The sequence below is a fragment of the Brevundimonas sp. genome, from assembly GCF_030704825.1.
GTDB lineage: Bacteria > Pseudomonadota > Alphaproteobacteria > Caulobacterales > Caulobacteraceae > Brevundimonas.
The window spans coordinates 12063-23738 of record NZ_JAUYNX010000024.1 but is presented as its reverse complement, the minus strand read 5'-3'; the positions used below and the strand labels follow the sequence as shown (position 1 = coordinate 23738).

The 11676-nt window shown below is 68.8% G+C and carries 13 protein-coding genes; 11 read left to right on the top strand and 2 right to left on the bottom strand.

Going from position 1 to position 11676, the window contains the following annotated elements; all coding sequences use genetic code 11:
- Positions 1 to 4: 4 nt before the first annotated feature.
- The 6 genes from fliG to flhA are packed head-to-tail and all read left to right on the top strand — an operon-like array spanning position 5 to position 6521.
- Positions 5 to 1030 carry a flagellar motor switch protein FliG gene (gene fliG, locus Q8Q71_RS12880; RefSeq protein WP_305760003.1) on the top strand — a complete coding sequence of 342 codons (1026 nt, stop codon included), beginning with the start codon at positions 5 to 7 and terminating at the stop codon, positions 1028 to 1030.
- 1 nt (position 1031) lies between these two features.
- Positions 1032 to 1685 (top strand): flagellar assembly protein FlbE, encoded by a 654-nt coding sequence (locus tag Q8Q71_RS12875; RefSeq protein ID WP_305760002.1) that lies wholly within the window; start codon positions 1032 to 1034, stop codon positions 1683 to 1685.
- Positions 1685 to 2017, top strand: coding sequence for a flagellar motor switch protein FliN (fliN, locus tag Q8Q71_RS12870; protein WP_305760001.1), 333 nt, complete (start codon positions 1685 to 1687; stop codon positions 2015 to 2017). The genes Q8Q71_RS12875 and fliN overlap by 1 nt, the downstream gene beginning before the upstream one ends.
- Before the next feature lie 57 nt (positions 2018 to 2074).
- Complete coding sequence (locus tag Q8Q71_RS12865; protein WP_305760000.1) at positions 2075 to 3469, top strand: sigma-54 dependent transcriptional regulator; 1395 nt, start codon at positions 2075 to 2077, stop codon at positions 3467 to 3469.
- Between the two features lie 2 nt (positions 3470 to 3471).
- The gene (gene bla, locus Q8Q71_RS12860) at positions 3472 to 4407 is read left to right on the top strand and encodes a class A beta-lactamase (RefSeq protein WP_305759999.1); all 936 of its coding nucleotides are present in this window, start codon (positions 3472 to 3474) and stop codon (positions 4405 to 4407) included.
- A 20-nt stretch (positions 4408 to 4427) separates the two neighbouring features.
- A complete protein-coding gene (flhA, locus tag Q8Q71_RS12855) occupies positions 4428 to 6521 on the top strand; it encodes a flagellar biosynthesis protein FlhA (RefSeq protein ID WP_305760115.1) in 2094 nt (697 codons plus the stop codon).
- A 15-nt stretch (positions 6522 to 6536) separates the two neighbouring features.
- On the opposite strand, the gene Q8Q71_RS12850 is transcribed toward flhA, so the two are convergent.
- Positions 6537 to 7277, bottom strand: a complete 741-nt coding sequence (locus tag Q8Q71_RS12850) for a hypothetical protein (RefSeq protein WP_305759998.1) — start codon at positions 7275 to 7277, stop codon at positions 6537 to 6539.
- 85 nt (positions 7278 to 7362) lie between these two features.
- On the opposite strand from Q8Q71_RS12850, the gene Q8Q71_RS12845 reads away from it, so the two are divergent.
- The 5 genes from Q8Q71_RS12845 to Q8Q71_RS12825 all read left to right on the top strand — a co-directional run bounded on the left by Q8Q71_RS12845 (position 7363) and on the right by Q8Q71_RS12825 (position 11133).
- Positions 7363 to 8895 carry a CHASE3 domain-containing protein gene (locus Q8Q71_RS12845; RefSeq protein WP_305759997.1) on the top strand — a complete coding sequence of 511 codons (1533 nt, stop codon included), beginning with the start codon at positions 7363 to 7365 and terminating at the stop codon, positions 8893 to 8895.
- A complete protein-coding gene (locus Q8Q71_RS12840; protein WP_305759996.1) occupies positions 8892 to 9317 on the top strand; it encodes a response regulator in 426 nt (141 codons plus the stop codon). Before Q8Q71_RS12845 ends, Q8Q71_RS12840 begins: the two co-directional genes overlap by 4 nt.
- A complete protein-coding gene (locus tag Q8Q71_RS12835) occupies positions 9314 to 10372 on the top strand; it encodes a sensor histidine kinase (protein ID WP_305759995.1) in 1059 nt (352 codons plus the stop codon). The genes Q8Q71_RS12840 and Q8Q71_RS12835 overlap by 4 nt, the downstream gene beginning before the upstream one ends.
- A 2-nt stretch (positions 10373 to 10374) precedes the next feature.
- Positions 10375 to 10827 carry an NUDIX domain-containing protein gene (locus Q8Q71_RS12830; RefSeq protein ID WP_305759994.1) on the top strand — a complete coding sequence of 151 codons (453 nt, stop codon included), beginning with the start codon at positions 10375 to 10377 and terminating at the stop codon, positions 10825 to 10827.
- Between the two features lie 123 nt (positions 10828 to 10950).
- Positions 10951 to 11133, top strand: coding sequence for a CsbD family protein (locus tag Q8Q71_RS12825; RefSeq protein ID WP_305759993.1), 183 nt, complete (start codon positions 10951 to 10953; stop codon positions 11131 to 11133).
- 70 nt (positions 11134 to 11203) lie between these two features.
- Here the strand turns inward: Q8Q71_RS12825 and Q8Q71_RS12820 are convergent, their stop codons facing one another.
- Positions 11204 to 11617, bottom strand: a complete 414-nt coding sequence (locus Q8Q71_RS12820; protein WP_305759992.1) for a hypothetical protein — start codon at positions 11615 to 11617, stop codon at positions 11204 to 11206.
- Positions 11618 to 11676 lie beyond the last annotated feature (59 nt).

The following is an 11676-nucleotide window of genomic DNA, read 5'->3' as shown; positions in this document are numbered from 1 at the left end:
GCGCATGGTCAGCAAGAAGCCGGCCGTAGAGGACGCCAGGAAACTGACCGGCCCCGAGAAGGCCGCCGTCATCCTGCTGTCGCTCGGCGAAGACCACACGCGCCTGTGGCAGGGTCTCGACGAGGACGAGATCAAGGAAATCTCCCAGGCCATGGCGTCGCTGGGCACGGTCAGCGCCTCGGTGGTCGAGGAACTGCTGGTCGAGTTCGTCTCGGGCATGAGCGGTTCGGGCGCCGTGATGGGCAGCTTCGAACAGACCCAGCGCCTGCTGGCCTCCTTCATGCCCTCCGACCGCGTCGAAGGCCTGATGGAGGAGATCCGGGGTCCCGCCGGCCGGACCATGTGGGACAAGCTCGGCAATGTGAACGAGGCCGTCCTCGCCAACTATCTGAAGAACGAATATCCCCAGACGGTCGCGGTGGTCCTGTCCAAGATCAAGGCGGACCACGCCGCCCGGGTGCTGACCAGCCTGCCCGAGGACTTCGCGCTCGAATGCGTCCAGCGGATGCTGCGCATGGAGCCGGTCCAGCGCGAGATCCTCGACAAGATCGAACAGACCCTGCGCACCGAATTCATGTCGAACCTGGCCCGCACCTCCAAGCGCGACAGTCACGAGATGATGGCCGACATCTTCAACAGCTTCGACCGTCAGACCGAGGCCCGCTTCATCGGCGCCCTGGAAGAGCGCAACCGCGAGGCGGCCGAGCGCATTCGCGCCCTGATGTTCGTGTTCGAGGATCTGGCCAAGCTGGACCCCGGCGGCATCCAGACCCTGCTGCGCGCGGTCGAGAAGGATTCCCTCGCCCTCGCCCTGAAAGGGTCGTCGGAATCCCTGCGGGAACTGTTCTTCTCCAACATGTCCGAGCGCGCGGCCAAGATCATGCGCGAGGACATGGAGTCGATGGGTCCCGTCCGCCTCAAGGACGTCGACCAGGCCCAGATGGCCATGGTCCAGGTCGCCAAGGATCTCGCCGCCAAGGGCGAGATCATGCTGGTCGGCCAGAGCGGCGACGACGAGTTGATCTACTGACATGACCCATCAGCCGATCAGCACCCCCTTCGCCTTCGACACCGAGTTCGACGCCTCGGGCGTCGTCGTGCAGGCCGCCGCCTTCCGCCCGGTCAAGCGCGCCTATACGCCGCTGGAGGTCGAGGAGCTGATCGCCCGGGCCCGTCAGGACGCCCGCAACGAGGTCCTGGCCGAGGTCGACAGCATCCAGGCCATGGCCCTGTCGGCCATCGGCGAGGCGCTCGCCTCGGCCGCCCCGGCCCTGACCCAGGTCGCCCGGGCCCACCGCGAGCAGTCGGCCGAGCTGGCCCTGGCCGCCGCACGGGTCGTCGCCGCCTCGGCCCTCGACCGCTTTCCGGCCGCGCCCTTGCAGGCGGCGCTCGAAGCCCTGGCCCAGGAAATCGACGCCTCGCCCCGTCTGGTGATCCGCACCGGCGATCTCGACGAGGCGGGCCGCGGCCGGATCGAACAGCTGTGCGCCGACGCCGGCTTCTCGGGCGTCGTCGCCTTCCGCGACGGGCCCGGCATGACCGCCGCCGCCTTCCAGCTGGAATGGGCCGATGGCCGCGCCGCCTTCGACCCCGACGAAGCCTTCGCCCGCATGGGCGAGGCCCTGAACTCCGCCCTCGCCGCCGAGGCCGGGCATGCTGAAACCCTCACTGAAGGGAGGCCGTAATGGCGTCCGACACCATGGCCCTGGAGGAGTTCCCGGACTCCGTCGCGATGACCCTGACCGAAGAGGCGGGCGAGAAGACCGCCCACGATCTGGCCCCTGTCTTCGACGTGCCGGTCAATATTTCGGCCGTGCTGGGCAAGGCGCACATGTCGGTCGCCCAGCTGCTGAAACTCAATCGTGGATCGGTGCTCGAGCTGGACCGCAAGGTCGGCGAGGCCATCGACATCTTCGTCAACAACCGTCTGGTCGCCCGCGGCGAGGTCGTCGTCGTCGAGGACCGGCTCGGCGTGACCATGACGGAAATCATCAAGACCGAGGACAGCAACGCCTGACGGCGTTGATCGAGCGGCCTCCGGGCCGTCGTGCGTAGAGATTGGAGGAGAAGACCCATGCGGCTTCTGGTGGTTGGCAGGCTCAGCGGACAGCTGGCGACGGCGGTGAAGATGGCCATGGCGCACGGCGCCAAGGTCAGCCACGTCGAGCGCGGCGATCAGGCGACCGAGCAGTTGCGGCGGGGGCAGGGCGCCGACCTGCTGATGGTCGACTACCGCATCGACATCGCCGCCCTGATCGCGGCCAACGAGGCCGAACGCATCCATGTGCCGGTGGTGGCCTGCGGCGTCGACGCCGACGCCAATGACGCGGCCAACGCCATCCGCGCCGGGGCCAAGGAGTTCATCCCGCTTCCCCCGGAAGCCGACCTGATCGCCGCCGTCCTGTCCGCCGTCGCCGACGACGACCGCCCCCTGATCTCGGCCGACCCGTCGATGAAGGCGGTGGTCATGCTGGCCGACCAGGTCGCCCGCTCGGAGGCCTCGATCCTGATCACCGGCGAAAGCGGCGTCGGCAAGGAGGTGATGGCCCGCTATCTCCACGCCGGATCGAAGCGCGCCGACCGGCCCTTCATCAGCGTCAACTGCGCCGCCATCCCCGACAACCTGCTGGAATCCGAACTGTTCGGCCACGAGAAGGGGTCGTTCACCGGCGCCATGGCCCGCCGCATCGGCAAGTTCGAGGAAGCCGACGGCGGCACCCTGCTGCTGGACGAGATCTCCGAGATGGACGTGCGCCTGCAGGCCAAGCTGCTGCGCGCCATCCAGGAGCGGGTCATCGACCGCGTCGGCGGGACCAGGCCGGTGCCGGTCAACATCCGCATCATCGCCACCTCGAACCGCGACCTGGCCAAGTCGGTGGCCGAAGGCACGTTCCGCGAGGACCTGCTCTATCGCCTGAACGTCGTGAACCTGCGCCTCCCCGCCCTTCGCGAACGGCCCGGCGACATCGCCGTCCTGGCCGATCATTTCGTCAGGAAATACGCCGCCGCCAACGGCGTGCCGGTGCGGCCGATCTCCGCGGATGCGAAACGCGCCCTGGTCTCCCACCGCTGGAACGGCAATGTTCGCGAGCTGGAAAACGCCATGCACCGCGCCGTGTTGCTGGCGGTGGGGCCCGAGATCGACGTCGAGGCCATCCGCCTGCCGGACGGCCAGCCGCTCAGCGCCGGCGCCCACGGCGCCGCGAGCCATGACAACCCCGCCGCCCGCGCCGCCCAGACGGCCGACGCCGTCACCCGCGCCCACGTCGGCCAGACGGTGGCCCAGATGGAGAAGACGCTGATCCTCGACACCCTGTCGCACTGCCTCGGCAACCGCACCCACGCGGCCAACATCCTCGGCATCTCGATCCGCACCCTGCGCAACAAGCTGAACGAATACGCCGACGAGGGGACGCAGATCATCGCCCCGCAATCGGGCGTCGCCGCCTCCGGCTACGCGGCGGCCTGAACATGGGTGTGGAAACGGACCGCAGAAGCGTCCTGACCGGGCTCGGCGCCCTCGGAGTCATGGGCTGTTCGCAACAGGCCGCGTCCGACGTCGCGCCCCAAGAGCGGCCGGCGGGGCCGGCGGTGATCGTACCGAGAGAAGCCATCGACTTCTCGGCGCTGGAAGAGCGTGGCGGCGGTCGGCTCGGCTTCGCCGCCATGGACATGGCGAACGGGCGGAACCTCGCCTGGCGCAGCGACGAGCGCTTCGTCTACTGCTCCACCTTCAAGATGTATCTGGCCGCCGCCACCCTGCTGCGTATCCAGGCGGGAGAGGAGCGGCTGGATCGCGCCATCCCGATCACGTCCGCCGACATGATCAACCATGCTCCGGCCACCGGCCCCGCCGTCGGCTCGACCCTGACCATCGAACAACTGATGAAAGGGACGGTTGAACTGAGCGACAACCCCGCCGCCAACATCCTGATCCGCGAGCTGGGAGGCGTCGACGCCCTCCGCTCCTTCTACCGCGGCATCGGCGACGACAGCACGCGCGTGGATCGTCTCGAGCCGGAGATGAACCGGCAGGACGGCGACAAGGACACCATCAAGCCGGCCCGCTCCCTCGGAAACATCATCCGCCTGCTGGTGTCTCCCGCCACGCCGTTGACCGAACCCTCGAAGGCGCTCCTCATGCGCTGGCTCATCGACACGCCCACCGGCCAGGGGCGGCTCAAGGCGGGCGTTCCGACGGGCTGGACTGTCGCGCACAAGACCGGCACCGGCGGATACGGCCCGACCAACGATATCGGCGTCCTCTATCCGCCCGGGGGCGGGGCGATCGTCGTCGCCGCCTATTATCACGCCACCCCGGCCTCATCCGCGGCGGCGAACGACGCCGTCATCGCCGAGGCGACCCGCCTCGCCCTCGCCGCCCTCGGTCACGGCGCCGCGGCATGACCGACGTCCCCGCCTCGCCCATGATGAAGGACGGCATGGCCCGTCCGACCGGGCGCGACATGCTGGGATGGGTCGTGCGCGGCGAAGTCGCCATGGCGGTCGGCGTCATCGGCGTCATCCTGCTGTTGATCCTGCCGATCCCGAAATTCCTGCTCGACCTGCTGCTGGCCATCTCGCTGGTCTCGTCCGTGCTGATCCTGATGACCGCGGTGATGATGAAGCGGCCGCTGGACTTCGCGATCTTCCCGACCGTGCTGCTGGTCGCCACCCTGTTCCGGCTCGGGCTCAACCTGGCTTCGACCCGCCTGGTGCTCAGCCACGGCCACGAGGGGCCCGGCGGCGCGGGTCAGGTGATCCAGGCCTTCGGCAGCCTGATGATGGGCGGCAGCTTCATCATCGGCATCATCATCTTCGCCATCATCCTGGTGGTGAATTTCGTGGTTATCACCAAGGGCTCGACCCGCATCGCCGAGGTCTCGGCCCGCTTCACCCTGGACTCCATGCCGGGCAAGCAGATGGCCATCGACGCCGACCTGTCGTCCGGCCTGATCGACGAGGAGACCGCCAAGCGCCGGCGCAAGGAGCTGGAGCAGGAATCGACCTTCTTCGGGGCCATGGACGGCGCATCGAAATTCGTCCGCGGCGACGCCGTGGCGGGCCTGATCATCGTCTTCATCAACGCCATCGGGGGCATGCTGATCGGCGTCATCCAGCACCAGATGCCGATGGGCGAGGCCGCCAACTCCTACGTCGCCCTGACCATCGGCGACGGCCTGGTGACCCAGGTCCCGGCCATCATCATCTCCATCGCCGCCGGCTTCCTGGTGTCCAAGGCGGGCGTCGAGGGCACCGCCGACAAGGCCCTGGTCGCCCAACTGGCCACCAACCCCGTCAGCCTCGGGGTCGTTTCGGGCGCCGCCGGCCTGATCGGCCTGATTCCGGGCATGCCGCTGATCCCGTTCGCCGCCCTGGCCATCGGCGCCGGTTTCATGGCCTGGCGTCTGGGCCGCCAGCGGCTCAAGCCGCGACCCAGCGAGGCCGAATTGGCCGCCACCGCCTCGGGACCGAAGGAGGATGTCGAGGAGCCCATCGGCACCGCCCTGACCATCGACGAGGTCAAGATCGAACTGGGCTATTCCCTGCTTTCGCTGATCAACGACCTGGAGGGCCGCCGCCTGACCGACCAGGTCCGCGCCCTGCGCCGCTCGCTGGCCCAGGAGTACGGCTTCGTCATGCCGTCGGTGCGCATCCTCGACAACATGCGCCTCGGCACCCAGGGCTACGCCATCCGCATCAAGGAGATGGAGGCCGGGCAGGGCGAGGTCCGTCTCGGCTCCCTGATGGCCATGGACCCTGCCGGCCGCCAGGTCGAACTGCCGGGCGAGCACACCCGCGAGCCCGCCTTCGGCCTGCCCGCGACGTGGATCGACGAAAGCCTGCGCGAGGAAGCCACCTTCCGCGGCTACACCATCGTCGACCCCTCGACGGTGCTGACCACCCACCTGACCGAGATCCTCAAGGAGAACATGGCCGACCTGCTCTCCTACGCCGAGGTGCAGAAGCTGCTCAAGGAACTGGGGACCGAGGAGAAGAAGCTGGTCGACGAACTGATCCCCTCGGTCGTCACGGTCACCACCCTGCAGCGCGTGCTCCAGACGCTCCTGCGCGAAAAGGTCTCGATCCGCGACCTGGCCGCCATTCTGGAAGGCCTGGCCGAGGCCGCGCCGCACACCTCGAGCGTCACCACCTTGGTCGAGCATGTCCGCGGTCGTCTGGCCCGCCAGCTGTGCTGGCAGCACAAGGGCGACGACGGCGCCCTGCCGATCGTCACCCTGTCGCCGGAATGGGAGCAGGCCTTCGCCGACGCCCTGGTCGGCCAGGGCGAGGACCGGCAGCTGGCCATGGCCCCGTCGCGCCTGCAGGACTTCATCCGCGCCGTCCGCGACGTATTCGAACGCGCCGCCATGGCCGGCGAGACGGCCGTCCTGCTGACCGGACCGCAAATCCGCCCCTACGTCCGCTCGATCATCGAACGCTTCCGCGGCCAGACGGTGGTGATGAGCCAGAACGAGGTCCATCCGCGGGCCCGGCTGCGGACCGTCGGGACGGTCTGAGCGTCCCCGGGAAGACTACTGGACCTCGGTCCATCCTCCCGCCGACGCCGCCCGCGCCGCGTCGTTCGCGGGTCGCGCCACCAGGCCGGACTGGGTGATCCAAACCTCGTATTTGGCTCCGTCGGCCATCGGCATATAGGCCCCGCCGCCGTACAGGGTGTCGACGGCGTCGACATAGCGGCGGTACTTCCGCGCCGCGTCCCAGGCGCTGATGCGCCACGGAAGCCAGTCCGGTCCGGCGTCGCCCCCGGTCAGCGGATGTACGCTGCGGGCGCCGTTGATCTCCTGCTCGATCGACCGGTAGCGGCCGGACAGCCGGTCCAGCCGGTACTGCGTGTCCAGGCCCAGCACATTGGCCCACGGCTTCCATTTCAGCACCTGGGCCTCGATGCGCCATTCGTCGCCGTGCAGCGGATACAGGTTGCTGACGCCGGGCGCGTTCTCGCCCCGGCCGGGCTGCATGACCGTGGCCTCGAAATACTGCGGTCCCAGTTGCCGGGTCTCGACCGTGGCGACCGGCCGCTCATAGGTCAGCCGGCCATAGGTCTGGACGTCGAGCGCCAGCAGGGCCGCGATCGTCGCCGCCGCCAGAAAGCCCGCGCCGCCCGCGCCGACCAGAAATCCGCTGAACACCCGCCCCCGGAACAGAGCGCCCAGGCCCCTGAACAGCAACACCAGTCCGAGCAATCCGACGATCGCCGGAACAACCCACCACCACCACACCATGTCGTTCTCCCCCGATCCTGACGGGCGCACCTTTACCCTAAATCCTCAGAACGGCGAGGGTTTCTCCCGATACGCGACTGGACAGGGCCAAACGCGCCGCTAATGCTCGCCGCCGATGAGTCCGGCGCTCCGCTCCACGCTGCAGGCCTTCAGCCAATTCATGCGCACGCCGACGCTCGGCCGGCGCGTGGCGGGTCTGCTGGCGCTGGCGATCATGCTGCTGCTGGCCGTCAACCTGGCGGTGTTCGTCATGATCCGGCGCACGGCCGAGTTCAACGACACGGTGGAACAGGCCCAGCAGGTTCGCCTGCTCTCGCGCGAGGCCCTGACCCGGCTGGTCGACGCCGAGACCGGACAGCGCGGTTTCCTGCTGACCGCACGCCCGGATTACCTCGCTGTCCATGAAGAGGCGATCCGCGATCTGCCGGAACTGTTGTCGGACCTGACCGGCCTCACCGGCGACGATCCCGATCTGGGGCCGCGCGTCGAACGCATCCGGGAGCTTGCGGACCAGCGCCTCGACGTCATGGACCGCACCATCGCCCTGGCCCGCACCGGCCGCATCGGCGAAGCGGTCAGCCTGATCCGGGGCGGTCAGGGCAAGACCCTGATGGACGCCATCCGCGTCGAGATCGCCGCCATCGACGAGATCCAGGCCACCCGCCTGCAATTCCGCACCCGCCAGTCCGAATGGGCGGCCAATGTCACCGTCCTGGCCAACGCGCTCGGCGGGGCCCTGATCCTGGTTCTGGCGGGCGCCAGCATCTGGCTGATCCGCCGCTATGTGATCGAGATCCAGGACGCCCGCGCGGCGCTCGACCGGATGAACGCCGGACTGGAGCATCAGGTCCGTAGCCGCACCTACGAACTGACGCGCGCCAACGAGGAGATCCAGCGCTTCGCCTATATCGTCAGCCACGATCTGCGCGCGCCGCTGGTCAACATCATGGGCTACACCTCGGAGCTGGAACTGGCCGGCCAGGTCGTCGACCGCCAGATCGCGGCCATCGAGACCCGGGCCCCGAAGTCGGTCGATCCCGCCGCTGTGACCGCCGTCCGCGAGGACATCCCCGAGGCCATCGGCTTCATCCGGGCTTCGACGGCCAAGATGGACCGGCTGATCAACGCCATCCTCAAGCTGTCGCGCGAGGGCCGCCGGGCCCTGACGCCCGAACGGCTCGACATGACGGGCATGGTCCGCGGCATCGCCGACTCCGTCCGCCATCAGACCCAGGCCGCCGACGCCGAGATCGCGATCGAATCGCTGCCGGATCTCGAAAGCGACCGCCTGTCGATCGAACAGGTGTTCGGCAACCTCGTCGAGAACGCGGTCAAATACGTCGATCCGTCCCGGCCCGGCCGCATCGTCGTTTCGGGCGAGGAGATCGCCGGGGGGCGGGTGGTCTACCGCATCGCCGACAACGGCCGCGGCATTTCCGATCGCGATCACGAGCGGATTTTCGAACTGTTCCGCCGGTCGGGCCGGCAGGATCAGCCGGGCGAGGGTCTCGGCCTGGCCTTCGTGCGCAACAGCGTACGCCGCCTCGGGGGCGAGATCACGGTGGAGTCGGAACTTGGAAAGGGCTCGACTTTCATACTGAAATTCCCCACACGCCTCCTCCTCCCGGACGCCGGAGACTACGCATGACCAGTGCCGTCAAGATCGTGATGGTCGAGGACGATCTCGGCCACGCCAAGCTGATCGAAAAGAACATCCGGCGCGCCAATATCGCCAACGACATCGTGCATTTCGCCGACGGCGGCTCGGCCATGGACTATTTGTTCAGCCATGAGGTCCGCATGAACGGCCCCATGCTGATCCTGCTGGACCTCAACCTGCCCGACATGTCCGGCACCGACATCCTCGTGAAGGTGAAGGGCGACGAGCGCCTGAGGCGCGCGCCCGTCGTCGTGCTGACCACGACCGACGACAAGGTCGAGATCGACCGCTGCTACGACCTGGGCTGCAACGTCTACATCACCAAGCCGGTGGACTACGAAAGCTTCGCTGGCGCCATTCGCCAGCTGGGACTGTTTCTGTCGGTCATGCAGGCCCCGGACATCGAGTGAGTGAACGCGTGAGGACCCAGGGCGAGGTCATCCGTCTGCTCTACATCGACGATGACCGCGGATTGTCGCGGCTGGTCGAGAAGGAGCTGGGGCGACACGGTTACGCCGTCACCTGCGCGCCGGACGGCGACGCGGGCCTGCAGATTCTCGTCGACCGGCCCGGCGATTTCGACGCCGTCGCCCTGGATCACTACATGCCGGGGCGCGAGGGTCTGGACGTCCTGCCGGACATCATCGCCCTCGAGAACCCGCCGCCGGTGGTCTATGTCACCGGGGCCCAGGAGGGTCGCATCGCCGTCGCCGCCCTGCGCGCCGGCGCCGCCGACTATGTCATCAAGGACGTGTCCGAGGACTTCACCGCCCTGCTGCGCAACGCCCTCGAGGATGCCCTCCACCGACGCCGTCTCCAGCGCGAGCACGACGAGGCCCAGGAAGAGGTCCGTCTGGCCCGCGACCGCGCCGAGGCCATGCTGCGCGAGGTCAACCACCGCGTCGGCAACTCCCTGCAGCTGGTCTCCAGCTTCATGTCGCTGCAGCTGCGCCACCTCGTCGACGAGGGCGCCCGCGCCGCGCTGAAGGAATCCCAGGCCCGGATCGAGGCGGTGGCCCACGTCCACCGCCGGCTCTACACCTCGGGCGACATGATCTCGGTCGCCATGGACGAATATCTCGAGGGCCTGATCGCCGAACTCGGCAAGTCGATGGGCCCCGGCGGCGCCGCCCCCCGGATCACCCTCGACGCGGAACCGATGCGGGTCTCGACCGACCAGGCCGTGTCCCTGGGGGTGGTGGTCACCGAACTGGTCACCAACGCCGTCAAATACGCCTACGCCCCGGGCGAAGGCGGCGAGATCCGCGTCACCCTGCAACCCGACGGCGCCGGCCGGGCCCTGCTGACCGTCGAGGACGACGGCCCCGGCATGGGGGAGGGCGCGATCAGGGGCACCGGTCTGGGCGGCAAGATCGTTTCGGCCATGGCGTCCGGCCTCCGCTCGGCGGTCGAGTTCGACAAGGCGCACAAGGGCGTGCGCGCCCGCCTGGCCTTCGATCTCTGAGCATGGGCCGGCCGCTGCAATTCGGAACGGCCGAGCCCGGTCTGGACCACCGGACGCGCGCCACGGCCTTCGGGCTGGTCGTCCATGAGGGCCGCCTGGCCTGTGTACGCGTCGACCGGGGACGGGGCAGCTATCACGATCTTCCCGGCGGCGCCGTCGATGGCGACGAGACCGAGGAACAGGCCCTGATCCGCGAGTTCGTGGAAGAGGCCGGCATGACCGTCCGCCCGCTCGCCCGCATCGCCGGGGCCGCCCAGTATTTCCGCAAGTCCGACGGCCAGCCGATCAACAACACCGGCGGCTTCTGGAGCGCCGAAATGCTGTCGCTCGACGCCGCCGCCAAGGTCGAGGCCGATCACCAGCTGGTCTGGCTGGATGCGGCCACGGCGATCAGGTTGCTCCGCCATGACGCCCACGCCTGGGCGGTGGCGGTCTGGCTGCGGCGCGGGGCCTGACCTCCGCGGCCCGGCGCCGCGCGGGCCCGGTCCATTGACGCGGAGGGGGAACGGGTCCCGCCCGGTCCCGTTATCCTTGCACGAGACGCCGCCTCCCGACGGCGTCCAGCAGAGGATCATCCCATGCCCGATCACGATCGCGTCGAAGGCGCCGCCCGCAACCTCGAAGGCAAGGCCAAGGAACTCGCCGGCAAGGTCACCGGCGATCAGAAGCTGAGGGCCGAAGGCGAGGCCGACCAGGTCTCCGGCAAGGTCCAGAACGCCGTGGGCGGTCTGAAGGATACGCTTCGCGACAACCGGAACTAGACTTTCCGGCTGCCGAATCGACGCCGCGTCCTCACCCCGGGGCGCGGCGTCGTCATGTCAGGCTTCCGGTTCAGCGAGGCCGCAACACCGCTTCAAGCGCCCGCGACGCTGCGCTGGACGGGTCGCCGCAGAGGATCATTCCGGACGACGACGATCCGTCCTCGCCGCGCCGGCTGTCCTGCCGCGTCGTGCAGCGTCCGCCGAAGGCCGTGCCGCTGACGGCCGCCGGAGGATCATCCGCTCCCGAGGCGACGAGGGTCGCCGCCGGCCGCGGACGGAAACCGGGCAGGCGGGCGCGCAGGGCTTCCCCGACGCGGTGTTCGCAGGCCTCGAGCGACTCGCTCGACCGTCGGACCAGGGGGCTGCAGTTCGACAGCACGAAGCCGTAGGGGTCGCGCAGGGCCCAGTCCGGAATCTCGAGTTCCGGCGGGTCGCCGGCCGCCGCCGAAAGCTGGATCGTCATCGCCATCATAGCCAGCAGCATCGCCCGCCCCCGTCTTCGGGGCGCACTGTGCATGGCCGGACGCGGGCGTCTCCTTTCCG

Excerpts from the sequence above, each read along its gene's own strand:
- fliG (WP_305760003.1), top strand. The coding sequence starts at position 5 with ATGGTCAGCAAGAAGCCGGCCGTAGAGGACGCCAGGAAACTGACCGGC.
- Q8Q71_RS12875 (WP_305760002.1), top strand. The coding sequence starts at position 1,032 with ATGACCCATCAGCCGATCAGCACCCCCTTCGCCTTCGACACCGAGTTC.
- fliN (WP_305760001.1), top strand. The coding sequence starts at position 1,685 with ATGGCGTCCGACACCATGGCCCTGGAGGAGTTCCCGGACTCCGTCGCG.
- Q8Q71_RS12865 (WP_305760000.1), top strand. The coding sequence starts at position 2,075 with ATGCGGCTTCTGGTGGTTGGCAGGCTCAGCGGACAGCTGGCGACGGCG.
- bla (WP_305759999.1), top strand. The coding sequence starts at position 3,472 with ATGGGTGTGGAAACGGACCGCAGAAGCGTCCTGACCGGGCTCGGCGCC.
- flhA (WP_305760115.1), top strand. The coding sequence starts at position 4,428 with ATGATGAAGGACGGCATGGCCCGTCCGACCGGGCGCGACATGCTGGGA.
- Q8Q71_RS12845 (WP_305759997.1), top strand. The coding sequence starts at position 7,363 with ATGAGTCCGGCGCTCCGCTCCACGCTGCAGGCCTTCAGCCAATTCATG.
- Q8Q71_RS12840 (WP_305759996.1), top strand. The coding sequence starts at position 8,892 with ATGACCAGTGCCGTCAAGATCGTGATGGTCGAGGACGATCTCGGCCAC.
- Q8Q71_RS12830 (WP_305759994.1), top strand. The coding sequence starts at position 10,375 with ATGGGCCGGCCGCTGCAATTCGGAACGGCCGAGCCCGGTCTGGACCAC.
- Q8Q71_RS12825 (WP_305759993.1), top strand. The coding sequence starts at position 10,951 with ATGCCCGATCACGATCGCGTCGAAGGCGCCGCCCGCAACCTCGAAGGC.
- Q8Q71_RS12820 (WP_305759992.1), bottom strand. The coding sequence starts at position 11,617 with ATGCTGCTGGCTATGATGGCGATGACGATCCAGCTTTCGGCGGCGGCC.